This is a genomic window from Polymorphospora rubra (assembly GCF_018324255.1).
GTDB classification, from domain to species: Bacteria; Actinomycetota; Actinomycetes; order Mycobacteriales; family Micromonosporaceae; genus Polymorphospora; species Polymorphospora rubra.
In genome coordinates this window covers 6,987,081-7,012,830 of the sequence record NZ_AP023359.1, presented here as the reverse complement: position 1 = coordinate 7,012,830, position 25,750 = coordinate 6,987,081, and the positions used below count along the sequence as shown (strand labels likewise).

The 25,750-nt window shown below is 75.4% G+C and carries 6 protein-coding genes and 1 pseudogene; 6 read left to right on the top strand and 1 reads right to left on the bottom strand.

The annotated features are described in order from the left end of the window. Positions 1–193 precede the first annotated feature (193 nt). The 3 genes and pseudogenes from Prubr_RS37340 (at position 194) to Prubr_RS30725 (ending at position 17,675) form a co-directional block, all read left to right on the top strand. Positions 194–15,161 (top strand): annotated as a pseudogene (locus tag Prubr_RS37340) (SDR family NAD(P)-dependent oxidoreductase). A gap of 33 nt (positions 15,162–15,194) precedes the next feature. Then, positions 15,195–16,769 carry a bifunctional 3-(3-hydroxy-phenyl)propionate/3-hydroxycinnamic acid hydroxylase MhpA gene (gene mhpA / locus Prubr_RS30730; RefSeq protein ID WP_212818422.1) on the top strand — a complete coding sequence of 525 codons (1,575 nt, stop codon included), beginning with the start codon at positions 15,195–15,197 and terminating at the stop codon, positions 16,767–16,769. A gap of 18 nt (positions 16,770–16,787) precedes the next feature. Then, the gene (locus tag Prubr_RS30725; RefSeq protein WP_212818420.1) at positions 16,788–17,675 is read left to right on the top strand and encodes an SAM-dependent methyltransferase; all 888 of its coding nucleotides are present in this window, start codon (positions 16,788–16,790) and stop codon (positions 17,673–17,675) included. 56 nt (positions 17,676–17,731) lie between these two features. Here Prubr_RS30725 and Prubr_RS30720 read toward each other — a convergent pair whose 3' ends face one another. After that, positions 17,732–18,493 (bottom strand): thioesterase II family protein, encoded by a 762-nt coding sequence (locus tag Prubr_RS30720; RefSeq protein WP_212818418.1) that lies wholly within the window; start codon positions 18,491–18,493, stop codon positions 17,732–17,734. Between the two features lie 155 nt (positions 18,494–18,648). On the opposite strand from Prubr_RS30720, the gene Prubr_RS30715 reads away from it, so the two are divergent. From Prubr_RS30715 to Prubr_RS38035, 3 genes are all read left to right on the top strand, one after another. Next, on the top strand, positions 18,649–19,860 hold the full coding sequence (locus Prubr_RS30715; RefSeq protein WP_212818416.1) for an RNA-guided endonuclease InsQ/TnpB family protein: 1,212 nt from the start codon (positions 18,649–18,651) through the stop codon (positions 19,858–19,860). Between the two features lie 302 nt (positions 19,861–20,162). Further along, positions 20,163–22,379, top strand: a complete 2,217-nt coding sequence (locus Prubr_RS38040; protein WP_343221531.1) for a type I polyketide synthase — start codon at positions 20,163–20,165, stop codon at positions 22,377–22,379. Next, positions 22,313–25,735, top strand: coding sequence for a type I polyketide synthase (locus Prubr_RS38035; RefSeq protein WP_343221530.1), 3,423 nt, complete (start codon positions 22,313–22,315; stop codon positions 25,733–25,735). The genes Prubr_RS38040 and Prubr_RS38035 overlap by 67 nt, the downstream gene beginning before the upstream one ends. Positions 25,736–25,750 lie beyond the last annotated feature (15 nt).

Genomic DNA, 25,750 nt, shown 5'->3' with positions numbered 1-25,750 from the left:
CGGACGCGACCGGCCACGCCGGTCGCCCCATCATCGGCCCGGCCCGGCCCGGGGAGCGACGCCCTGGCGACGGAATTGGGGACGACATAGGGGGTGGCAGGGGTAGGTCACCGCCCTGCTGCTCGGAAGACTTGTGCCGTTACGGCGAGCGACGCCACGGACGAGGATCTCGCCGACGAACGGATGTGGTGACATGCCTTTCAGCGACCTGGTCCAGCCGTTGCCCGGTCTGCTCCGGGCACACGCCGACCGCTTCGGGGACAAGGTCGCGTTCCGCGACGCCCGCTCGGCGGTCAGCTACGCGCAGCTGGACGTACGCACCCGGCGGCTGGCCGGCCATCTGGCCGACCTCGGCGTGGACCGGGGGGACCGGGTGGCCCTCTACCTCGACAACTGTGTCGAGATGGTGGAGAGCTGGCTCGCCGTCACCCGGGCCGCGGCGGTGGGCGTACCGCTGAACCCGCGCAGCACCGACGCGGAACTGGCGTACCTGCTCGACGACTGCGGCGCGGTCGTCGTGGTGACCGACCCGCACCACGCCGAGCAGGTGGTCGGCCTGCGCGACGGCCGGCAGCGGCTCCGGGTCGTCGTCACCGGCGACGACCCCGTTCCGTGGGGCACCACCGCGTTCCGTGATCTCGTCGGCGTCGACGCGCCGGTCCCGGCCCGTGACGACCTCGGGCTCGACGAGGTCGCCTGGATGCTCTACACCTCCGGCACGACCGGCCAGCCCAAGGGCGTGCTCTCCACGCAGCGCTCCTGCCTGTGGTCGGTCGCCTCCTGCTACGTACCGATTCCCGGACTGTCCGCCGAGGACCGGGTCGTCTGGCCGCTGCCGCTGTTCCACAGCCTCTCCCACATCGGCTGCGTGCTCAGCGTGACCGCGGTGGGTGCCACCGCGCGGATCGTCGACGGCTTCTCCGCCGAGGACGTGCTGCACGCCGTCGAGGCGGACTCGGCCACCTTCCTCGCCGGTGTGCCGGCCATGTACCACCGGCTGGTCGACGTCGCGCGGGAGACCGGCTTCCGGGCCCCGGCGCTGCGGATGTGCCTGGTCGGCGGGGCGATCACCACGGCCACGCTGCGCCGCGCCTTCGAGGAGGTCTTCGACGCGCCGCTGCTGGACGCGTACGGCAGCACGGAGACCTGTGGCTCGATCGCCATCACCCGGCCCGACCTGCCCCGGGTGGAGGGGTCCTGCGGGCTGCCCGTGCCCGGCCTGGAGGTGCGGCTGGTCAGCCCGCAGACCGGGCTGGACGTGCCCGCCGGCCGGGAGGGCGAGGTGTGGGTACGCGGACCGAGCCTGATGGTCGGCTACCACGGTCAGCCGGCGGCCACCGCCGCCGCACTGCGCGACGGCTGGTACCGCACCGGGGACCTGGCGCGGCGCGACGCCGACGGGAACGTCTTCGTCACCGGCCGGCACCGGGAACTCGTCATCCGGGGTGGCGAGAAGATCCATCCGGCGGAGGTGGAGGAGGCGCTGCGCACGGTGCCCGGGGTGGTCGACGTGGCGGTCACCGGCCGGCCGCACCCCGTGCTCGGCGAGGTGCCGGTGGCGTTCGTGGTGCCCGGTCCCGACGGCTTCGACCCGAACGCCGCCTACGCCGTGTCCCGGGAACGGCTGTCGTACTTCAAGGTGCCGGAGGAACTGTACGAGATCGCGCGGGTCCCCCGTACCGGCTCCGGCAAGCTGGCCAGACGGCTGCTGCTGCGACAGCCGGCCCGGCTGCGCGCGATCGGCGCCGGCCAGCACGACAACCTCCACCGCCTCACCTGGCAGCCGCTGGAACTGACCGGCCCGGTCACCGCGCCGGCCGGGCCGGCACCGGCGGGCGCCGCCACGCCGTCGCCCGCGCCGCGCCGCTGGGCGCTGGTCGGCGCCGGCCCGCACCGGCTGAGGGCTTTACCGGCCGGCGACCGGGTGGAACGGCACACCGACCTGGCGGCGTTGCGCGCGGCCGTCGCCGAGGGCGCCGACGTGCCCGAGGTCACGGTGCTGCCCGCCCCGCCGGCCGACCGGCCGGCCGGCCACGGACCCGCGGTACGGCTCGCCGGCGAACTGCGGGACTGGCTCGCCGACGGGCACCTGGCCGCCTCCCGACTGGTGCTGCTCACCTCGTCGCCCGGCGAACCGGCCGACGATCCGTGGACCGCGGCGCTGTGGGCGGTCGGCCGCTGCCTCCAGGTCGAACACCCCGACCGGCTGGTGCTCGCCGACCTCGACGACGACGACCGGTCGGCGGCACTGCTGCCGGCCGCCGTCGACTCCGGCGCCCCGCAACTCGTCGTACGCGTCGGCGCGGCCCACCACCCGGTCCCGGCTCCGCTGCCCGCCGCCCCGACCGCGCCCGCCGTGCCGGTCGACCCGACGCGGACGGTGCTGGTCACCGGCGTCGACGGGGACACCGGAGCGGCCGTGGCCCGGCACCTGGTCGGCGCGCACGGTGCCCGCCGGCTGCTGCTGATCGGCGCCGCCCCCGACGACCCCGCCCGCGGCGAACTGATCAACGAGCTGACCGCCGCCGGGGCGGACGTCACCGTGCGTGTCCCGGCCCCGGCCGGCCCGTTCCGGGAACTGCTCGACCCGCTCGCCCACCCGCTCGGCGCGGTGGTGGTCTGCGCCGCCGACACCGACCTCGCCACCGGGGCGGACGCCGATCGCCTGCGCGCCCTCGCCGACGCCCTCGACGCGCACACCCGCGACGCCGACCTCGCCGGCTTCACGCTGGTCATGCCGGTCACGCCGTACCTCGGGTCGGCCGGTGGCGACGTCGCCGCCGCCACCACCGGCGCGCTGCACGCCCTGGTCCGTCGCCGCCGCGCCGCCGGCCGGCCCGCGCTGCTGCTCGGCGCCGAGCCCGTGGCCGCCGCGGCCCCATCGGCCGGGCCGGCGCCCGTCGTGCTCACCGCCACCGTGGCGGCCCTCGACGTCGCCCCCGACACCGACCTCCTGCTGGCCGGGGACCTCGCCCCGCACCTGCGTGCCCACCCCGCCTGGCGGGCCGTCGCCGGCGACGGCCCGGCGGCGACCGACGACGACGGGCGGGCCGCCGCCGACCTGCGGCGCCGGCTGGCCGGCCTGACCGCCGCGGAGGCGTCCCGGGCCGTGCTCGACCTGGTCCGGACCCTCACCGCGCGGATCGCCGGGCTCGCCGGGCCGGCGGCCGTCCGACCGACCCGGGCCTTCAAGGAACTCGGCTTCACCTCGGTCAGCGCCGTCGCGCTCCGCGACCACCTGGACCGGGCGACCGGGGTACGGCTGTCCGCCACCGCCGCGTTCGACCACCCGAGCCCGCAGGCGCTGGCCCGGCACCTCGGCACCCGCCTGCTCGGCGGCGCGTCCGGCACGGCCCCCCGCGCCACGTCGACCGCCGCCGCGAGCGAGGACGACCCGGTCGTCATCGTCTCCATGGCCTGCCGGCTGCCCGGCGGGGTGGGCTCCCCGGAGGAGTTGTGGCGCCTGGTCGCGCAGGAGCGCGAAGGGCTCGGCGAGTTCCCCCGGGACCGGGGCTGGGACCTCGGCAACCTCTTCTCCGACGACCCGGACCGGCCGGGCACGTCGTACGTGCGCACCGGCGGGTTCCTGGCCGGGGCGGGGGAGTTCGACGCGACGCTGTTCGGCATCAGCCCCCGCGAGGCACTCGCGATGGACCCGCAGCAGCGACTGCTGCTGGAGACCTCCTGGGAACTGCTGGAACGCGCCGGCATCGACCCCGGCTCGGTGCGCGGCACCGACGTCGGCGTGTTCACCGGCGTCATGCACCACGACTACGCGGCCAACCTGCGCACCGCGCCGCCCGGCACCGAGGGCTACCTGGGGGTGGGTACCGCCGGCAGCGTCGTCTCCGGCCGGGTGGCCTACGCGCTGGGGCTGGAGGGGCCGGCGGTCACCGTGGACACCGCCTGCTCGTCCTCGCTGGTCGCCCTGCACCTGGCCGCCCGGGCGCTGCGCGCCGGGGACTGCTCGCTGGCCGTGGCCGGCGGCGTGGCGGTGATGGGCACCCCGCAGGCGTTCGTCGAGTTCAGCCGGCAGCGCGGGCTGGCGCCGGACGGTCGCTGCAAGGCGTTCGCCGACGCCGCCGACGGCACCGGCTGGTCCGAGGGCGTCGCCGTGCTGCTGCTGGAACGGCTCTCCGACGCGCGGCGGCGCGGGCATCCGGTGCTCGCCGTGCTGCGTGGTTCGGCGATCAACTCCGACGGCGCCTCCAACGGGCTGACCGCGCCGAACGGCCCGGCGCAGGAGCGGGTGATCCGCCGTGCCCTGGACGCGGCGGGGCTGGGCTACACCGACGTCGACGCCGTGGAGGCGCACGGCACCGGCACCCGGCTGGGCGATCCGATCGAGGCGCAGGCGCTGCTCGCGACGTACGGTGCCAACCGGTCCGACATGGAGCCGCTCTGGCTCGGCTCGCTGAAGTCCAACCTCGGGCACACGCAGGCGGCGGCCGGCGCCGCCGGGGTGATCAAGATGGTGCTGGCGATGCGGCACGGCGTGCTGCCCCGCACACTGCACGTCGACCGGCCCACCGGCGAGGTGGACTGGGCGGCCGGGGCGGTCCGGCTGCTCACCTCGGCCCGGCCGTGGCCGGCGGCGGCCCGCCCCCGCCGGGCCGGCGTCTCGTCGTTCGGCATCAGTGGCACCAACGCCCACGTCATCATCGAGGCCGCCCCGCCCGCACCGGCCACGGACGCCGGCCCGCCGGTGTCCGACGTGGACACCGACGCCGTCGCGTCGGCTCCGGAACCGTCGGCTCCGGAACCGACCGGACCCGCCGCGTCGACCGAACCCGCGGAGTCGGCCGGGCCGCCCGTGCCGTGGGTGCTCGCCGCCGCCGACGACGAGGCGCTGCGCGGCCAGGCCGCCCGGCTGCTGACCCACCTGGGCCGCACCGACCCGCCACCGCGCCCCGTCGACGTGGGCTACTCCCTGGCCACCGGCCGGGCGGCGCTGGAACACCGGGCCGTGTTCGTGGCGGCCGACCTGCCGGGCGCCCGCGCGGCGCTGACCGCCCTGACCCGGGGCGACGCCGACGCGCCCACGGCCCACGTGGTGACCGGACGGGTGGTCGACGGGCAACTCGCCCTGATGTTCGGCGGGCAGGGCGGCCAGCGGCCCGGGATGGGCCGCCAGCTGCACGCCACGTACCCCGTCTTCGCCGCCGCGTTCGACGCGGCCTGCGCCGAACTCGACCGCTGCCTTGCCGGGCACGCCCCGCACCCCGTCGCGGAGGTGGTCTTCGCGCCCGGGGGCTCCCCCGGGCGGCCCTGCTCGACCGGACCCTCTACACCCAGCCGGCCCTGTTCGCCGTCGAGGTCGCCCTGTTCCGGCTGCTCGAATCGTGGGGCGTACGCCCCGACGCCGTCCTCGGCCACTCCGTCGGCGAACTGGTCGCCGCGCACGTCGCCGGAGTGTTCCCGCTGGCCGACGCGGCGACGCTGGTCGCCGCCCGGGCCCGGCTCATGGAGGCGCTGCCGGACGGCGGCGCGATGGTCGCCGTGGAGGCCAGCGCGGAGGAGGTGGCCGCCCACCTGACCGGGCGGGTCGGTCTCGCCGCCGTCAACGGACCGCGCGCGGTGGTCGTCTCCGGCGACGAGGACGCCGTGCTCGCGGTGGCGGCGACGCTGCGGGCCGCCGGACGCCGGACGAACCGGCTCCGCGTCTCGCACGCGTTCCACTCGCCCCGGATCGAGCCGATGCTCGACGAGTTCACCCGGGTGGCGGCGGGGATCGCCTTCCGTACCCCCGACCTGACCGTGGTGTCCAACCTGACCGGTCACCCGGTCGAGCCGGCCCGGCTCTGCTCACCCGGCTACTGGGCCGAGCACGTACGGGGCACCGTCCGGTTCCTCGACGGCGTACGCGCCCTGCACCGGCAGGGCACCGGCACCTTCCTCGAGATCGGGCCGGGCGGCGTGCTGACCGCGATGGGCCGGGACTGCCTCGACGACGAGGCGGACACCGCCGCCGAGGTGGCCTTCGTCCCGGCCATGCGGACCACCGGCGACGAGCCGGCGGCCCTGCTCGCGGCAGTCGGCGAGCTGCACGTCCGGGGCCACGGGGTGGACTGGGCCGCACTGTTCGGCCCCGACCCGCGCCGGGTCGACCTGCCCACGTACGCGTTCCAGCGCCGGCACTACTGGCTGCCGGCCGGGGGCGGGCCGGCCGGAGCGTCCGGTGCCGGCCTGGTCGCCGTCGACCACCCGATGCTCGAGGCCGCCCTGCCGGTGGCCGGCAGCGAGCGGCTGGTCGGCACCGGCCGGATCTCCGCCGCCGCCCGGCCGTGGCTGGCCACCGGACCCGACGCCGGGCCGGCGCTGCTCTCCGGCGGGGCGCTGCTGGACCTGCTGGGGCACCTCGGCGACCGCCTCGGCGCCCCGACCGTCGAACGGCTCGCCACCGCCGACCCGGTGGCGCTGACCGCCGAACTCGCCGTCGACATCCAGGTCGCCGTGGACGACCCGGACGAGCGCGGCCGCCGCGCCGTACGCTGCCACGTCCGCGCCGGCGACGAAGAGCCGTGGCGGATGGTCGCCGAGGGCGTCCTCGCCCCGGCCGACCCGACCCGCGCCCCGGCCGCGCCCGCCACCGGCCCCCGGCCGCCGGGCGTCGCCGGTCCCGCCGGCGTCGCCTGGCCGCCCGCCGACGCCCGCCCCGTCGACCTCGACGATCCCGGGCACCGGACACTCACCGGCGCGGCGGTCCGGGCCGCCTGGCTCGCCGGGGACCGGCTCTACGCCGAGGTACGCCTGCCCGACGACGTCCACGATCCCGACGTCGAGCGGTGGCGGGTGCACCCCGCCGTCCTCGACGCCGTGCTGGCCCTGCATCCGCTCGCCGGAGCAGGTGGTGCGGGACCCGACGGCGCGGAACCCGACGGCGGCGATCTGGGCGTACGCCGGCTGCCGGTCGACTGGTCGGGCGTGCGCGTGCACGCCGTCGGCGCGTACTCGCTGCGGGTCTGCCTCGTCCCGGCGGGCGGCGACGCGGTGACGCTCAGCGCCGTCGACGACGCCGGCGCCCCGGTGCTCGACGTCGACCGGGTGGTGCTCCGCGCGACCCGGCCGGCGCCGGCGGCCCCCCACCCCGCGCCGGGCGGACTGCACGTCGTCGAGACGGTGCCGGTGCCGACGCCGGCTCCCGTACCCGCCTGGACGTCGGTCGACGCGATCCCGCCGGCCGGGCCGCTGCCGGCGCTGCTCGTACTGCGCGTCGGCGACGGTGACCCGACGCGACCGGTGCCCGACCGGGCGGACGCCGTCGGCCTGGACACCCTGCGTACGCTCCAGCGCTGGCTCGCCGACCCCCGGTCGGAGACCACCCGGCTGGCGGTCGCCGTCCGGGCCGACGACCCGGTCCACGCGCCGGTGACCGGGCTGGTCCGCGTCGCGGGGTCGGAGCACCCCGGCCGGCTCCTGCTGCTCGCCGCCGACCACCTCGACGACGCGGCGATCCGGGTGGCGCTCACCGCCGACCCCGACGAGCCGGAAGTGGTCGTCCGGGACGGCCGGGCCCTGCTGCCCCGCCTGCGCCCCGTCGACCGCCCCGGCGACGCCGCCACCGCGCTGCCCGGCCTGGCCGGCGGGAGCGTGCTGGTCACCGGCGGCACCGGCGGGGTGGGCCGCTGGGTCGCCGCCCACCTGGCCACCCGCCACAAGGTCACCGAGCTGGTGCTGCTCAGCCGGACCGCCGAGCCGGCGCCGTGGACGGCCGAGCTGGAAGCGGCCGGCGTCACCGTCCGGGTGGTCGCCGCCGACGTCGCCGACCGGCCGGCGCTGGCCGCGATCGTCGGGTCGCTCGCCGACCGGCTGGTCGCCGTGGTGCACGCCGCCGGAGTCACCGACGACGCCCTCTTCGCCGACCTGGACCCGGCCCGCTGGGAGCGGACACTGCGGGCCAAGGTGTACGGCGCCTGGCACCTGCACGAGCTGACCGAACGGCTGGACCTGGCCGCCTTCGTCGTCTTCTCCTCCGCCGCGGCCACCTTCGGCTCGCCCGGCCAGGGCAACTACGCCGCCGCCAACGCCTTTCTCGACTCCCTCGCCGCGCACCGGCGCGCCCGCGGCCTGCCGGCGACCTCGCTCGCCTGGGGGCTGTGGGCGGAGGAACGCGGCATGGCCGGCCGGCTGACCGGGGCCGACCTGGCCCGGCTCGCCCGGGGCGGCACCCGCCCCCTGGACGTACCCACCGGGCTGGCGCTGCTGGACGCCGCGCTGCACGCCGACCGACCGGCGCTGGTCCCGATCGGGCTCGACCTCGCCGCGGTCCGCGCCGCGGGCGAGGTGCCCGCGCTGCTGCGCGCCCTGCTGCCCCCGCCGGCCCGCCGCGCGGTCAACGCCGACGCGGCACCCGGGGTCGCCACCGGGATCGCCGACGGGCTCGCCGCGCTGGGCGAGGCGGACCGCGGTCCGGTCCTGCTGGACCTGGTCCGGTCCCGGTGCGCCACCGTGGTCGGCCACGCGGGCGCGGAGCAGATCGATCCCCGCCGCCCGTTCCGGGAGATCGGCTTCGACTCGCTGATGGCGGTGGAGCTGAGCAACCGGCTCACCGCCGCCACCGGGGTCCGGTTGGCCCCGACGGCCGTCTTCAACCACCCGACCCCGCAGGCGCTCGCCGACCATCTGGCGGCCCGGCTGTTCGGCACCGCCCCGGTCCGGACGACCGACGCCGCCGCGGTCGCCGTCGACGAGCCGATCGCCGTGGTCGCCATGGCCTGCCGGTTCCCCGGCGGCATCGGCTCACCCGACGAGCTGTGGGGGCTGCTCGACGCCGGCGGCGACGTCATCGGCGGCCTGCCCACCGACCGGGGCTGGCCGCTGGCCGACCTCTACGACCCGGTGCCCGGCCGGCCCGGCCGGTCGTACGTGCGGGCCGGCGGCTTCCTCGACGGGATCGCCGACTTCGACGCGGCGTTCTTCGGGATCAGCCCGCGCGAGGCGCTGGCCATGGACCCGCAGCACCGCCTGCTGCTGGAGACGAGCTGGGAGGCGCTGGAACGGGCCGGCATCGACCCGGGCACCCTGCGTGGCAGCCGTACCGGCGTCTTCGCCGGCACCCACGGCCAGGACTACACCGACCAGGTCCGCCCGGGTGTCGGCTCCGACGACGGCGAGACCACCGCCGACGAGGGGCACCTGCTGACCGGTACGGCCGCCAGCGTGCTCTCCGGCCGGGTGGCGTACACGTTGGGGCTGGAGGGGCCGGCGGTCACGGTGGACACCGCCTGCTCGGCGTCGCTGGTCGCGCTGCACCTGGCCGCGCAGGCGCTCCGGCAGGGCGAGTGCGACCTGGCGCTGGCCGGCGGCGTGTCGGTGCTGTCCTCCCCGGCCGGGCTCACCGGCTTCAGCCGGCAGCGCGGCCTGGCCGCCGACGGCCGGTGCAAGGCGTTCGCCGAGGAGGCCGACGGGTTCGGCATGTCCGAGGGCGTCGGCGTGCTCGTGGTGGCCCGGCTCTCCGAGGCCCGTCGCCGTGGCCTGCCGGTGCTGGCGGTGCTGCGCGGCTCGGCGGTGAACTCCGACGGCGCGTCCAACGGCCTGACCGCGCCGAACGGGCCCTCCCAGGAGCGGGTGATCCGGGCCGCGCTGCGCAGCGCCGGGCTGAGCGTCGCCGACGTCGACGCGGTGGAGGCACACGGCACCGGTACCGCCCTCGGCGACCCGATCGAGGCCGAGGCGATCCTCGCCACCTACGGGCAGCGTCCCACCGGCAACCCGCCGGTGCTGCTCGGCTCGGTCAAGTCGAACCTCGGGCACACCCAGGCCGCCGCCGGCGTCGCCGGGGTGCTGAAGATGGTTCTCGCGCTGCGACACGGCCGGCTGCCCCGGACCCTGCACGCGCAACGTCCGACCTCCCGGGTCGACTGGTCGGCCGGGGCGGTCGAGCTGCTGACCGAGGCCCGCCCGTGGCCGGAGTCCGACCGGCCACGCCGGGCCGGCGTGTCCTCGTTCGGCATCAGCGGAACCAACGCGCACGTCATCGTCGAGCAGGCGCCCCGCGACGCGACGGACCCGACCGGCGCTCCCGCGCCGGCCGACACCGTTGGGCCGGACGACGCGCAGGCGCCGGGCGCGGTCGAGGGGCCGGTCCGCGCGCTGCCCTGGCTGCTGTCGGCCCGGACCGGCAAATCGCTCGCCGGGCAGGCCCGCCGGCTGCGGGACCACCTGGCCGGCCGACCCGACCAGCGGCCGGCGGACGTGGCCTGGTCGCTGGCCACCACCCGGGCCACCTTCGACAGCCGGGCGGTGCTGCTCGGCGCGGACGCCACGGCCGTCACCGCCGCCCTCGACGCGCTCGCCGACGGCGGCGGCGCGCCGGACCTGGTACGCGGCGACGCCGACCTCGCCGGCCGGGTGGTGTTCGTCTTCCCCGGCCAGGGCGGGCAGTGGCCCGGCATGGGGCTGGAACTGCTGGAGCAGTCCCCGGTCTTCGCCGAGCGGATGGCCGCCTGCGACGCGGCGCTGCGCCCGTACCTCGACTGGTCGCTGACGGACGTGCTCCGCCAGGCGCCGGGCGCACCCGCCCTGGACCGCGACGACGTGGTCCAGCCGGTCCTGTTCGCGATCATGGTGTCGCTGGCGGAGCTGTGGCGCTCGTACGGCGTCCGCCCGGCCGCCGTGGTCGGCCACTCCCAGGGCGAGATCGCCGCCGCCTGCGTCGCCGGAGTCCTCTCCCTGGCCGACGCGGCGAAGGTGGTGGCCCTGCGCAGCCGGGTGCTGCGGGCCCTGGTGGGGCACGGCACGATCGCCTCGGTGGCGCTGCCGGCGCAGGACGTCCGCGCCCGCCTTGCCGGTCGGGGCGACCGGGTCGGCGTCGCCGCCGTCAACGGCCCCGCCGCCGTCGTGATCTCCGGCGACACGGCGGACATGGACGAGGTGCTCGCCGAGCTCGCCGCCGACGGTGTCCGGGTCCGGCGGATCGCGATGGGCTACGCCTCACACTCGGCACAGGTGGAGTGGATCCGCGACGACCTGTTGGCGGCGCTGGCCGACGTCGAGCCCGGCCCCGCCGCCGTGCCGCTGTTCTCCACCACCGACGTCGACTGGCTGAGTGGCCCGGAGATGGGCGCGGAGTACTGGTTCCGCAACATGCGGCAGCCGGTCGAGCTGGAACGGGCCGTACGCGCCCTGGCCGATGCGGGCCACGACGCCTTCGTCGAGTGCAGCCCGCACCCGGTGCTCACCGCAGGGGTGCAGGACACCCTCGAGGCGCACGGCGCCGACGCGGTGGTGGTCGGTTCGGTGCAGCGCGACCTCGGCGGCACCGACCGGTTCCTGCATTCCCTGGCCCGCCTCCACGTGCGCGGCGTGCCCGTCGACTGGCGGCCGGTCTTCGCCGGGGCCCGCCGCGTCGACCTGCCCACGTACGCCTTCGCGCACCGCCGGTACTGGCCGCGCGTGAGCGCCGCGTCGGGGGACGTGACGACGGCCGGGCTGGACGCGCCCGAACACCCGCTGCTGGGCGCCTCGGTGCCGCTCGCCGGCTCCGGCGGGCACCTGCTCACCGGCCGGATGTCCGTCGCCGCCCAACCCTGGCTGGCCGACCACCGGGTGAGCGGGACTGTGCTGGTGCCCGGCACCGGGCTGGTGGAACTCTGCCTGCGCGCCGGCGACGAGGTCGGTTGTCCGGTGCTGGATGAGCTGGTCATCGAGGCCCCGTTCGCGCTGCCCGCCGACGGCGCCGTACAGGTGCAGGTGGCGGTGGCGCCGGCCGACGACACCGGCCGGCACCCCGTGACCCTGCACTCCCGTGCCGTCGACGCACCCGCCGGCACCCCGTGGGTACGGCACGCCGCCGCGCTGCTGTCCGCCGAGCCGGCGTCGCCGCCCGCTGCCGCGCAACAGTGGCCACCGGCCGGCGCCCGCCCGGTCGAGCTGACCGACTTCTACGCCCGGCTGGCCGGCGAGGGGTACGCGTACGGGCCGGCGTTCCAGGGCCTACGTGCCGTCTGGACCAGTGCCGACGAGGTCTACGCCGAGGTGCACCTGGCCGAGCCGGAGCGCCCCGACGCGGCCCGCTTCGGCCTGCACCCGGCCCTCCTGGACGCCGCCCTGCACGCCGCGCACTTCGGCGGGCTCGCCGACGTCGACGCGGACCGGCTGCTGCTGCCGTTCGCCTGGAACGGGGTCACCCTGCACGCGGGCGGCGCCACCGCGCTACGGGTCAGGGTGACCCGGGTGGGGCCGCACGCGTTCGCGTTGACCGCCACCGACCCGACCGGTGAGCCGGTCGCCGAGGTGGCCTCGCTGACGATGCGCGCCATCTCCCGGGCCGACCTGGCCGGTGGCGGCGACACCGCCGTCGCCGAGTCGCTGTTCCGGCTGGAGTGGACGGCGCTGGCGGCACCGGAGACGGCGCCCCCGGTGCGGGTGGTGACCGTCGGCGCACCCGCCGGCCCGTTCCCCGGGCACCCCGACCTGGCCGCCCTGGCCCGCGCCGTCGACGAAGGCGCCCACCCGCCGGAGGTGGTCCTCGCGGCCGTCGGCGGGCCGCCCGCCGGAGGGGAGGACCACGCCGGGCGGGCCCGGCGGATCGCCGGTGACGCGCTGGAACTGGTCCGGGCGTGGCTGACCGACGAGCGGTGGGCGAACGGCACGCTGGTGCTGGCCACCCGGGGCGCGGTGGCGGTGCACAGCTCCACCGAGGTGACCGACCCGGCCGCCGCGACCGTGTGGGGCCTGGTCCGCTCCGCCCAGTCGGAGAACCCGGACCGCATCGTGCTGCTCGACACCGACGACGCGCCCCTCGACGCCGACTCCGTCGCCGCGGTCCTCGCCACCGGGGAGCCGCAGCTGGCGATCCGCGGTGGCGGCGCGCACGTGCTCCGCCTCGCCCGCTGCACACCGGCCGACGCGCTCGTCCCGCCCGCCGGGGAGCAGGCGTGGCGCCTCGACGTGCCCTCGCGGGGCAGCCTGGAGAACCTGGCCCTCGTCGCCACGGACGCCGCCGACGTGCCGCTGGGCCCGTACGAGGTGCGGGTCGACGTCCGCGCCGCCGGCCTGAACTTCCGGGACGTGCTCAACGCGCTCGGCCTCTACCCGGGCGACCCGGGCCCGCCCGGCGGCGAGGCCGCCGGCGTGGTCACCGAGGTCGGCGCGGAGGTCACCGACCTGCGCCCCGGTGACCCGGTGCTCGGCGTCTTCGTCGGCGGCTTCGGGCCGGTGGCCGTCACCGACCGCCGGCTGCTGGTGCCCAAGCCCGAACGGTGGAGCTGGGCCCAGGCCGCGTCGGTGCCGGTGGTCTTCCTGACCGCCTACCACGGGCTGGTCGACCTGGCCGAACTGCGGGCCGGCGAGGCGGTCCTGGTGCACGCCGCCGCCGGCGGGGTCGGCATGGCCGCCGTCCAGCTCGCCCGCCACCTCGGCGCGCAGGTGTACGCCACCGCCAGCCCCGGCAAGTGGGACGCCCTGCGCGCGTTGGGCCTGCCGGCGGACCGCCTCGCCTCCTCGCGCACGCTCGACTTCGAAGGGCGGTTCCTCGCCGCCACCGGCGGTCGCGGCGTCGACGTGGTGCTCGACTCGCTGGCCCGGGAGTTCGTGGACGCCTCGCTGCGGCTGCTGCCCCGGGGCGGCCGGTTCGTCGAGATGGGCAAGACCGACCTGCGTGACCCCGACAAGGTCGCCGCCGACCATCCCGGGGTGACCTACCGGGCGTACGACCTGACCACCGTCGACCCGGACCGGATCCAGGGGATGCTGGTCGAGCTGATGCGGCTCTTCACCGACGGGACGCTGAGCCCGCTGCCGGTGGCCGCCTGGGACGTGCGCCGCGCGCCGGAGGCGTTCCGGTACGTCAGCCAGGCCCGACACGTCGGCAAGGTGGTGCTCACCATGCCACGCGACTGGGCGCCGGACGGCACCGTGCTGCTGACCGGCGGCACCGGCACGCTCGGCGGGCTGGTCGCCCGACGCCTGGTCACCGGGCACGGGGTGCGCAGCCTGCTGCTGGCCAGCCGGCGTGGGCCGGACGCGCCCGACGCGGCGGAGCTGGTCGGGGAGCTGGAAGCGCTGGGCGCGACCGTCACCGTGGTCGCCGCCGACGTGTCCCGCCGCGACGACGTGGCCCGGCTGCTCGCCGCCGTGCCGGCCGGGCACCCGCTGACCGCCGTCGTGCATCTCGCCGGGGTGCTCGACGACGGGGTGGTCACCGCGCTCACGCCGGAACGGCTCGACACCGTCTTCGGCGCCAAGGTGGACGCCGCCGGGCACCTGCACGAGCTGACCCGGGATCTCGACCTCGCCGGGTTCGTGCTCTTCTCCTCCGGCGCCGGGGTGTTCGGCGTGCCCGGCCAGGGCAACTACGCCGCCGCGAACGCGTACCTCGACGCGCTGGCCCAGCAGCGCGCCGGCGTCGGCCTGGCGGCGCAGTCGTACGCCTGGGGCTCTGGGCACAGGCCGGTGGGATGACCGCCGGCCTCGACCGCGCGGACCCGCGGATCACCGCCCGCGACGGCCAGCTCGCCCTCGACTCGGACCTGGGGGTGGCGCTGTTCGACGCCGGGCTGCGCGTGCCCCGGGCCGATCTGGTGCCCACCCGCATCGACCTGGGTGTGCTCGACGCGCGGACGGACGCGGTGCCGGCGTTGCTGCGCGGCCTGGTCCGGCGGCAGCGGCCCCGGGCCCAGGCCGAGGCGGCCGGCGGCCGGGACCTGGCGGGGCGGCTGCGCGCACTCACCGGCCCGGAGCAGGACGCGCTCCTGCTCGACCTGGTCCGCACCGAGGCGGCCGCCGCGCTCGGCCACGCCACCGTCGACGCGGTCCGTCCCGGGCAGGCGTTCAACGAGCTGGGCTTCGACTCGCTGACCGCCGTGGAGCTGCGCAACCGGCTCACCGCGGCGACCGGTCAGCGCCTGCCGGCGACGGCCATCTTCGACCACCCGAACCCGACCGCCCTGGCCGGCCTCCTGCGCGGGCAGCTCCTTCCCGACGGCGGGCAGGGCGTGCCCGTGGTCCTCACCGAGCTGGAGAACCTCGAACGGTCGCTGGGCGAGTCGGTGGTCGACCCGGAGCTGCACCTCCAGGTCGCGGCCCGGCTGGAGGTGCTGGTCGCCAAGTGGCGCACCATGCGCGGGGCGTCCACCACCGACGACGACGTCGACCTCGACCTCGACCAGGCCAGCGACGACGAGATCTTCAGCCTCATCGACACCGAGCTGGGGCTCTGAGTGGCAGCCCCCGGAAGCGAGGAAACGGCGCCCATGGCGACGACGGACGTACTGATCGTGGGTTACGGGCCGGTGGGGCAGGTGTTGACCATCCTGCTCGCCCAGCGGGGCTTCACCGTGCAGGCGATCGACAAGTGGCTCACCCCGTACAACTTCCCCCGGGCGGTCACCTACGACGGCGAGGCCAGCCGCATCCTGGCCGCCTGCGGCACGGGCGCCGAACTCGACCCGGTGGTGGAGCTATCCGGCGAGTACACCTGGAAGAACGCCTTCGGCCGTACCCTGCTGCACGTCAAGGTCGCCGAGAACGGGCCGACCGGCTGGCCCGACTCCACATCGTTCTACCAGCCCGGACTGGAGGCACGCCTCGCCGAGCGGGGCGGGGCGCTGCCGGGCGTGGAGGTGCGGCGCGGCGAGGAGGTGACCGGACTGCGCGACCGGGACGACCACGTCGAGGTCACGGTGGTCGGCGGGGACGGCAGCGAGGAGGTCCGCACGGCCCGCTGGGTGGTCGGCTGCGACGGCGCCAACAGTTTCGTACGCGGCCACCTCGGCGCGGCCGTGGTCGACCTCGACTTCACCCACGACTGGCTGGTCTGCGACGTGGTGCCCCACGAGGCCGTCGAGTTCAAGCCGAACAACCTGCAGATCTGCGATCCGGGCCGGCCGCGGACCGCCGTCTCCGCCGGGCCCGGGCACCGCCGTTGGGAGTTCATGCGGGTTCCGGGGGAGAGCCGGGAGGAGTTCGAGAGCCTCGAGAACGTCTGGCGGCTGCTCGGCCTCTTCGGCATCACCGCGCAGAACGCGACCCTCGAACGGTACGGCGTCTACACCACCCAGGCTTGTTACGCCGACCGGTGGCGCTCCGGACGGATCTTTCTCGCCGGTGACGCCGCGCACGTCATGCCCCCGTTCCTCGGGCAGGGGATGAGCTCCGGCTTCCGGGACGCGATGAACCTGGCCTGGAAGCTCGACCTGGTGCGCCGGGGACTGGCCGGCGCGGACCTGCTGGACACGTACCAGCGGGAGCGGCAGGTCCACGTGCAGCACGCGATCCGGATGTCGAGGGACTCCGGCACGGTGATCTGCGAGACCGACCGCACCGCGGCGGCGGGCCGGGACGCGGTGATGCTGGCCGCGCTGCGCCGGCGTACCCAGCAGCGGCACGCCCGATCACTGCGCGAACCCATCGTCGACGGCGTGCTGCGCCGGGCCGTCGACGGCAGCCTCGGCACCGGTGCCGGCGAGCCCGTACCCCAGGGGCGGGTGGCCGTCGGCGACCGCACCGGCCGCTTCGACGCCGTCGTCGGCACCGGCTTCGTCCTGATCGTGAAGGAGGGCGCGGAACCCGCGCTCGACCCCGACCGGACCGCGTTCCTCGACGCGCTCGGCGCCCTCGTCGTGCGTGTCGCGCCGGACCGTGGACCGGCGTCCGATGCCGTCGTCGACCTCGACGGTGTCTACCTGCCCTGGCTGGCGGGCCACGAGGCCGACGTCGCACTGGTGCGGCCGGACTTCTACGTCTTCGGCACCGCCACGGCCGACGACCTGCCCGCCCTGGTCGATGACCTTCGTGAGCAGGTTCGCTTCCCCGTTCCGCACGCCTGACCACAAGGAGCACACCGCATGCTGGAGAACCTACGCACCCTGGGCCGGGTCGTCCGCACCCTGGCCACGAAGGACCCGGTCACCCGGGTCCGCCGCTTCTACGAGATCCAGTCCCCGGACGTCGAGTTCGCCGCCCGCGACACCCGGTACATGAACTTCGGCTGGTGGGAGGACGGGGTCACCAGCATCGACGTGGCGGGGGAGGCGCTGGCCATGCAGTTGGCCGACGCGGCCGGCTTCAAGCCCGACGACACCATCCTCGACGTCGGGTTCGGCTACGGCGACCAGGACTTCGCCTGGCTGCGCGACCGGCGGGTCAGCAAGGTGTCCGGCATCAACATCACCCCCCGGCACGTCGAGCACGCCCGGCAGCGTGCCGAGCGGGAGGGCCTGGCCGAGCGGACCGACTTCCGCCTCGGCAGCGCCACCACCCTGCCGTTCGAGGACGGCACGTTCGACCGGGTGGTGGCGCTGGAGTCGGCGTTCCACTTCCACCCGCGCAGTGCCTTCTTCGCCGAGGCGTTCCGGGTGCTGCGGCCCGGCGGGGTGCTCGCCACCGCCGACATCATTCCGCTCGACGGGGACACCGCCCGGATGAGCATCAGGTCGGGCCCGCTGAGCTTCGTCAAGTTCAGCATCCCGGACGAGAACTGGCACGACCGCGCCGGCTACGCCGACCAGCTCACCGGGGCGGGCTTCGCCAACCCGGAGGTCCGCTCCATCAGGGACCACACCTGGGACGGGTGGCGGCGGTACCAGACCGCCCGGCCCGGCGACCCGGCCTTCCAGGCCGCCGTCGATCCCGGCGTCGTCAAGGGAATGGCCAACAACTGGCGCGACCAGGAGCTGATCAAGAAGGAGATCGGGCTGCTCGACTACGTCATCGCGGTCGCGCACAAGCCCTGACCGGTCGCCGCGGCCCCCGACACCCGTACGGGCGTCGGGGCCGCGCCATCAGCCGGTCAGCCGACCGTCGTCGGGGTCAGCGCCGCCGAGATGGCCCGCAGGATCGCGGCCTGGTGCTGGGCCAGGAAGAAGTGCCCGCCCGGAAGGACCTGGAGGTCGAACGACCCGGTGGTGTGGGTGCCCCACGCCCGCGCCTCGTCCACCGTGGTCTTCGGGTCGCTGTCGCCGGTGAACGCGGTGACCGGGCAGCGCAGGGCGGGACCGGGCACGTACGCGTAGGTCTCCGCGGCCCGGTAGTCGTTGCGGATCGCAGGCAGTGCGGCGCGCAGCATCTCCGGGTCGCCCAGCACCGCCGGGTTGGTCCCGCTGAGCTTGCGTACGTCGGCCAGCAGGCCCTCGTCGTCGAGCAGGTGCACCGTCTCGTGGCGGGGCATCGACGGCGCCCGGCGCCCGGAGGCGAACAGGTGCGCGCAGGAGCCCTGCTCCGCCTCGATCAGTCGGGCGATCTCGAAGCCGAGGCTGGCGCCCATGCTGTGCCCGAAGAGCGCGAGCGGCTGGTCCCGCCACGGGCCCAGCTCGGCGAGGACCTGCCGGGCCAACTCGGGGATGTTGTCCACACACGGCTCGTGGCGGCGGTCCTGTCGGCCCGGGTACTGGATCGACAGCACCTCGACCGCGGGGGAGAGGGCCCGGGACACCGGGAAGTAGAAGCTCGCCGAGCCGCCGGCGTGCGGCAGGCAGACCAGGCGCGGCCTACCGGCCGGTGCCGGGTGGAAGCGCCTCACCCACAGCCCGTCGTCGTTGTTCGGTGCGGTCATCGGAATCCTTCCGTGGATACTCCGGCCTTCAGGCCGGGGAGGAAACGGAACCTCTGCGGAGCAGGGCGGGGAAAGCCGATCCGCCGGCTGGGCGGACAGGCGCACGGGCCGCCCCCGGACCGGGACTCACATGCACGACCGGTAATGTGTGCGCCGTGGCCAGGACGGTGAAGCGGGCGTTCAAATACCGCTTCTACCCCACCCCCGAGCAGGCCGCTGAGCTGGCCCGCACGTTCGGCTGCGTCCGGCTGGTCTACAACATGGCGTTGCAGGCCAGGTCCGAGGCGTGGACGCTGCGTCGGGAACGGGTCAGCTACAACGCGACCTCGGCCCTGCTCACCGGATGGAAGAAGACGCAGGAGTTGGCGTTCCTCAACGATGTCTCCTGCGTGCCGTTGCAGCAGGCCCTGCGACATCTGCAGGTTGCGTTCACGAACTTCTGGGCCAAACGCGCCGGGTATCCGTCGTTCAAGTCGAGGAAGAGGTCCCGCAGGTCGGCGGAGTACACCACCAGCGCGTTCCGGTTCCGCGACGGCAAGCTGACCCTGGCGAAGATGTCCGCACCGTTGGACGTCGTGTGGTCCAGGCCGCTGCCGCCGGGTGCGTCGCCGTCCACGGTGACCGTGTCCCAGGACGCCGCCGGCCGCTGGTTCGTGTCCCTGCTCTGCGACGACGTGATCGAGCAGGTTCCCGCCCCAGGCATGGGGTCGGTCGGGATCGACGCCGGCCTCGACAGCCTGCTGACCCTGTCGAACGGGGAGAAGATCGTCAACCCCCGCCACGAACGCGCCGACCGCCAACGGCTGGCGAAGGCACAGCGGAACCTTGCCCGTAAGGAGAAGGGCTCGGCGAACCGGGCCAAAGCCCGGCTGATGGTCGCCCGAATCCATGCGCGGATCGGCGACCGGCGCCGTGATCATCTGCACAAGCTGACCACTCGACTCGTGCGTGAGAACCAAACGCTCGTGATCGAGGACCTGACCGTACGTAACATGCTCGGAAACCGGAGCCTGGCCCGCGCCATCAGTGATGCGGGCTGGCGGCAGTTCCGCACCATGCTGGAGTACAAGGCCGACTGGCACGGCCGGAACCTGGTCACCGTCGACCGCTGGTTCCCGTCGTCGAAACTGTGCTCCACCTGTGGTGCGCTCGCGGACCGGATGCCGCTGAACGTACGGTCGTGGACCTGCCGGTGCGGCACCGTCCACGACCGGGACGTGAACGCGGCCCGTAACCTTCTGGCCGCCGGACTGGCGGTGACAGCCTGCGGAGACGGTGTAAGACCACAACAGGAAACCTCCCGGACGGGGCGGTCGTCGGCGAAACAGGAAAACCCGAGGGCGACCAAGGGAATCCCCGTCCTTTAGGACGGCGGAGGATGTCAAGCTCGGCAGGTCCTTCCCACGGGGGTGCCCGTCCTTCCCACGGGGGTGCCCGGAGTCCGCGTCGCGTGCCGCCGGCACCCCAACGGACACGGGTGCGATCAAATAGGACGCTATCGCCCGTGCCGAGGGCGGACCACCCCTAGGGCCCGGCCCGCCGCGGTTAGGGGTTGTCGCAGCTCACCGCGACGCCATAGCTTTCCCCGGCAGAGGGGACCCGTGCATTCACACGCATTCGTACCGTCGCCCACGTCATGTCTCCGCCGGCCATCGCGAGGGCAAGCTTGATGGATACCGAAGAGAAGCTCCGGGAATATCTGAAGAGGGTCACCACCGACCTGCGACGGACCCGGCAGCGGCTCCGCGACGTCGAGGACGAGCTGGCGCAGCCCATCGCGATCGTCGGCATGGGCTGCCGGTTCCCCGGCGGCGTACGCTCGCCCGGCCAGCTCTGGGACCTGGTCGCGGGGGGCGGCGACGCCATCACCGGCTTCCCGGACGACCGTGGCTGGGACGTGGACCGCCTCCACGACCCCGCCGGGGAACGCTCCGGCACCTCCGTCGTCCGGCAGGGCGGCTTCCTGTCCGACGCCGGCGACTTCGACGCCGCGTTCTTCGGCATCTCGCCCCGCGAGGCCCTCGCCATGGACCCGCAGCAGCGGCAGTTGCTGGAGGTCTCCTGGGAGGCCGTCGAGTCCGCCGGCATCGACCCGTCCGGGTTGCGGGGTGAACGGGTCGGGGTCTTCGCCGGCCTCACCCACGGCGGCTACGCCGCGGGCTCCGCCGACGTGCCCGACGGGGTCGTCGACTACCTCGGACTCGGCAGTGCCGGCAGCATCGCCTCCGGCCGGGTCGCGTACGCGCTCGGTCTCGAGGGCCCCGCGGTGAGTGTGGACACCGCGTGCTCGTCGTCGCTGGTGGCGCTGCACCTCGCCGTACAGTCGCTGCGTTCGGGTGAGTGTGACCTGGCGCTGGCCGGCGGCGTGACGGTGATGTCCACCCCGTCGGTCTTCGTCGACTTCACCCGCCAGGGCAACCTGTCCCGGGCCGCGCGCTGCAAGGCCTTCGCCGACGCGGCCGACGGCACCGCGTTCGCCGAGGGGGTGGGCGTGCTGCTGGTGGAGCGGTTGTCGGACGCGCGCCGTCTCGGGCATCGGGTGCTGGCGGTGGTGCGGGGCAGTGCGGTCAACCAGGACGGTGCGTCGAACGGTCTGACGGCGCCGAACGGTCCGTCCCAGCAGCGGGTGATCCGCCAGGCGTTGGCGTCGGCGCGGTTGTCGTCCGCCGACGTGGACGTGGTGGAGGCGCACGGCACGGGCACCACCCTCGGTGATCCGATCGAGGCGCAGGCGTTGTTGGCCACCTACGGTCAGGGGCGGCCGGTGGATCGGCCGTTGTTGCTGGGGTCGGTGAAGTCGAACATCGGTCACACGCAGTCGGCGGCCGGTGTGGCCGGTGTGATCAAGATGGTGTTGGCGATACGGCACGGGGTGGTGCCGGCGACGCTGCACGTGGATGCCCCGTCGACGAAGGTCGACTGGACCGCCGGTGCGGTCACCATCGCCACCGGGCCGACCGGGTGGCCGGCGACGGACCGGCCCCGGCGGGCGGCCGTCTCCTCGTTCGGTGTCTCCGGCACCAACGCCCACGTCATCGTCGAACAGGCCGAATCCGAGCCGGACCCGCAGGCCGGGCCCGACCCCGCGCCGCTCGCGTCCGGCCGGTCGCAGCCGGAACCCGCGAAACGTCCGGCCCGTCCCGATGGTTCGCCGGCGTCGACCACCGCCGGCCCGTTTCTGCTCTCGGCGCGGTCGGCGCCGGCGCTCGCCGGCCAGGCGGCCCGGCTGGCCGGTTTCCTCCGTGAGCACCCGACCCTCGATCCGACGGACGTCGCCTGGTCGCTGGCCGTGTCCCGGGCCGGGTTGGAGCACCGGGTCGTGGTGTCGGGCGGGGATCGCACGGAGATGCTGGCGGGTCTGGACGCTCTCGCCGGAGGCGACGTGTCCTCGGGGGTGGTGACGGGGCAGGTGGGCGCCGGTCGTCGGGCGGTGTTGTTCACGGGGCAGGGTGCGCAGCGGTCGGGGATGGGGCGGGAGTTGTATGCCCGTTTTCCGGTGTTCGCGGAGTCGTTCGACCGGGTGTGTGGGTTGTTGGATGTGGAGTTGGATCGGTCGTTGCGGGAGGTGGTGTTCGAGGACGGGTCGGGTTTGTTGGATCGGACGGTGTTTACGCAGGCGGGGTTGTTCGCGGTTGAGGTGGCGTTGTGGGAGTTGTTGTCGTCGTGGGGTGTGCGGCCGGATTTTGTGGCGGGGCATTCGGTTGGTGAGGTGACGGCGGCGTATGTGGCCGGGGTGTTGTCGTTGGGGGATGCGTGTCGGTTGGTGGGGGCGCGGGGTCGGTTGATGCAGGGGTTGCCGGCTGGTGGGGGATGTTGGCGGTGGGTGCGGCCGAGGATGAGGTCCGTGCCCTGCTGGCTGGTGTCGGGGTGGATGTGGCGGCGGTGAACGGTCCGCGGTCGGTGGTGTTGTCGGGTGCCGTCGACGAGCTTGATGCCCTGCGGGACCGGTGCGTGGATCAGGGTTGGCGGGTGCGTCGGTTGGCGGTGAGTCATGCGTTTCATTCGCGGTTGATGGAGCCGATGCTGGCCGGGTTCCGGACGGTTCTCTCCGGTCTGGACTGGCAGTTGCCGGGTCTGCCGGTGGTGTCGAACCTGACCGGGCAGGTTGCGGGTTCGGAGATCACGGATCCGGAGTACTGGGTACGGCATGTGCGCGAGACGGTCCGGTTCGCGGACACGGTCGGGTTCCTGCACGGGCAGGGCGTGGAGACGTTCCTCGAGGTGGGGCCGGACGCGACGTTGACGGCGATGGCGGCGGAGAGTCTGCCCGCGGGTGCGCACCTGGTGCCGACGTTGCGTCGTGACCAGCCGGAGGTCGACAGCCTGTTGGCGGCGTTGGGGCGGCTGCACGTGACGGGTACCGCGGTGGACTGGTCGGCGTGGTTCGCCGCGAACGGTGCCCGGCCGGGACTGGTGGATCTGCCCACGTACGCGTTCCAGCACCAGCGCTACTGGCTCGACGCCGACCCCACCGGACTGCCCGACGCGGCCGGCTTCGGCGTACGCGCCAACGAACATCCCCTCCTGACGTCGCAGGTCCGGCCCGCCGGCGAGGACGTCCACGTCTTCGCCGGCCGGCTGACCGCCCAGACCCGACCCTGGCTGGCCGACCACGTGGTGTGGGGTTCCGTCGTGCTGCCCGGCACCGCGCTGGTCGAGATGGCCCTGCACGCCGGCCGGCAGGTCGCCTGCGAACACCTCGCCGAGCTGACGCTCTCCGCCCCGCTCGTGTTGCCCCGGCACGGCGCCCGGGCCGTCCAGCTGACCCTCGCCGCCCCCGACGAGCAGGGCCGCCGCCGCGTGGGCATCCACTCCCGCCCCGCCGACCGCGCCGACGCCGACTGGGTACGGCACGCCGACGGCCACCTCGCCCCGACCGCCGCCGACGCGCCCGACTCCCTGACCGCCTGGCCGCCACCGGACGGTACGCCCGTCGAGGTCGACCCGATCTACACCGGGCTGGGCCGGCTCGGCGTCGACCACGGGCCGTCCTTCCGCGGCCTGCGGGCCGCGTGGCGCGGCGGCGAGGAGATCTTCGCGGAGGTGTCCCTGCCCGACGACGTCGACACCGACGGGTACGCCGTGCACCCCGCGCTTCTCGACGCGGCCCTGCACGTGGTCGGCCTGACGGACCCCGAGCCTGACCAGGCCGCCGCCCGGCTGCCGTTCGCCTGGTCCGACGTGTCGCTGGCGGCGGCGGGCGCGACGGCCCTGCGGGTGCGGGTCCACCGCACCGGCGCCGCCGTCACCCTCACCCTGGCCGACGACACCGGGGCACCCGTCGCACGGGTGGGCGCGCTGGTGTCCCGGCCGGTGAACGCCGAGCAGGTCACCGCCGACAGCACCCCCGACATCCCCCTCTACGACCTGCGCTGGCCGGCCGTGCCGATGCCCGCCCGCGCGGCGTCCGGCGTGGTGTCGGTCGGGGACGACCCGACCGGCCTCGCCGACCGGTCGGTGCCCGGCCTCGCCGCGCTGGCCGACGAGATCGCCGCCGGCCGGTCCGACCCGCGCCTGGTCCTGCTGCCGCCCGCCGTGACTCCCGGCGACGTGCCCACCGGCACCCGCACCCGGGTCACCGACCTGCTGGGCGACGTCCAACGGTGGCTGGCCGACGAGCGGTTCACCGACCGGCGGCTCGTCGTGCTGACCCACGGGGCGGTGCCCGACGGCGCCGGCGCCGTCACCGACCTGCCCGGCGCCGCCGTCTGGGGGCTGCTGCGCACCGCGCAACTGGAACACCCCGGCCGGTTCGTGCTCGTCGACCTCGACCGGCACACCGATGCCGACCTGCTCGGCCGGGCCCTCGCCACCGACGAGCCACAGCTCGCCATCCGGGACGGGCAGGCGCACGTACCCCGGCTCGCGCCGGCCGAACCGGGCCCGACGGGCGCGGTCGACCTCGTGCCCGACGGCACCGTGCTGGTCACCGGCGCCGCCGGCACCCTCGGCGGCCTCCTTGCCCGGCACCTGGTCGGCGCACACAAGGTGCGGCACCTGCTCCTCGCCGGCCGACGCGGCGCCGAGGCGCCCGGGGCGGCCGACCTGCTCGCCGAGCTGACCGCGCTCGGCGCCCAGGCCCGATTCGTCGCCTGCGACGTCGCCGACCGCGACCAGGTCGCCGCGCTGCTGGCCGCCGTGCCGGCCGAGCACCCGCTGACCGGGGTGGTGCACGCCGCCGGAACTCTCGACGACGCGGTGCTGACCGCGCTCACCCCGCAGCGGACCACCGCCGTGCTGGCACCCAAGGTCGACGGCGCGTGGCACCTGCACGAGCTGACCCGCCACCTCGACCTGCCGATGTTCGTGCTGTTCTCCTCGATCGCCGGCCCGCTCGGCGCCCCCGGCCAGGGCAACTACGCCGCCGCCAACGCGTTCCTCGACGGCCTGGCCCACCACCGGCGGGCCGCCGGCCTGGCCGCGACGTCGCTGGCCTGGGGGCTGTGGGACGAGGACAGCGGGATGACCCGCGACCTGGGGGCCGCCCGACGGCAGCGGATGGCCCGCCAGGGCATCGCCGGGCTCGGCACCACGCAGGCGCTCGACCTGTTCGACGCCGCCCGGCGCAGCCTCCGGCCGCTGCTGGTGCCGGTCCGCCTCGACTGGGCGGCCCTGCGCGACCTGCCGACCCTCGACCACCTCCCGCCCCCGCTGCGCGGCCTGGCCGGCGTACGCCCCCGCCGGGCGGCGGGGACTCCCCGCCCGGCGGCGTTCCTCGACCGGATCGCCGGCGCGTCCGACGAGGACCGCCGGCGGCTGGTCGCCGACCTGGTCGACGGCCACGTCGGCGAGGTACTGGGCCACCCGTCGGGAACCCGGGTGACATCCGGGCAGAGCTTCACCGAGCTGGGCTTCGACTCCCTGACCGCGGTGGAACTGCGCAACCGGCTGACCGGCGTCACGGGCCTTCCGCTGCCCGCGACGCTCGTCTTCGACCACCCGACCCCGGAGGCGCTGACCGCCCACCTGCTGGCCGGGCTCGGCCCCGGCCGGGCGACGCCCACCCTGCTCGACGAACTCGACCGGCTGGAGTCCGCGTTCGCGGCGACGCCACCGGACGCGCTACGGACCCTCGCCACCGACGAGGAGACCCGGTCCGTCGTCGCCGCCCGGCTCAGGGGCCTGGTCAGCCGGTGGGAGGACGCCACCGGTGCGCCGGTCGTCGCTCCCGCCTCGGCCATCGACGACGCCAGCGACGACGAACTCTTCGACTTCATCGACAGCAAGTTCGGTCGATCCTGACCCGTCGACATCTCC

Excerpts from the sequence above, each read along its gene's own strand:
- mhpA (WP_212818422.1), top strand. The coding sequence starts at position 15,195 with ATGGCGACGACGGACGTACTGATCGTGGGTTACGGGCCGGTGGGGCAG.
- Prubr_RS30725 (WP_212818420.1), top strand. The coding sequence starts at position 16,788 with ATGCTGGAGAACCTACGCACCCTGGGCCGGGTCGTCCGCACCCTGGCC.
- Prubr_RS30720 (WP_212818418.1), bottom strand. The coding sequence starts at position 18,493 with ATGACCGCACCGAACAACGACGACGGGCTGTGGGTGAGGCGCTTCCAC.
- Prubr_RS38040 (WP_343221531.1), top strand. The coding sequence starts at position 20,163 with ATGGATACCGAAGAGAAGCTCCGGGAATATCTGAAGAGGGTCACCACC.